At 72.0% G+C, this 246-nt stretch carries 1 protein-coding gene; it reads right to left on the reverse strand.

Annotated features, from left to right (window positions below; translation table 11 throughout):
- The coding region (locus tag QSV46_RS40665; protein ID WP_314964385.1) for a helix-turn-helix transcriptional regulator at positions 1–231 on the reverse strand (231 nt) is incomplete at its 3' end.
- Positions 232–246: the final 15 nt, after the last annotated feature.

Here is a 246-nt window from a genome sequence, read left to right on the forward strand (position 1 = left end):
GTCCACCACCATGCGGTCAGCGTCCCCGGCCGCCAGCGCCCCCACGTCCACCGAGAACTCGGAGGCGAGCCGCAGCAGCACGCCCGCCGAGACGGGGCGGTGGTTGTTCTCCATCTGGCTGAGATAGGGCAGCGAGACGCCCAGCCGGTCGGCGAAGACCCGCTGCGTCAGGCCGTGGCGGTTGCGCGTCTCGCGCAGCGAGGCGCCGGCATAGATCTTGTGGCTGGCCATCGGTCCCTCCTGCCG

The organism is Bradyrhizobium cosmicum (genome assembly GCF_032290525.1).
Lineage (GTDB): Bacteria > Pseudomonadota > Alphaproteobacteria > Rhizobiales > Xanthobacteraceae > Bradyrhizobium > Bradyrhizobium cosmicum_A.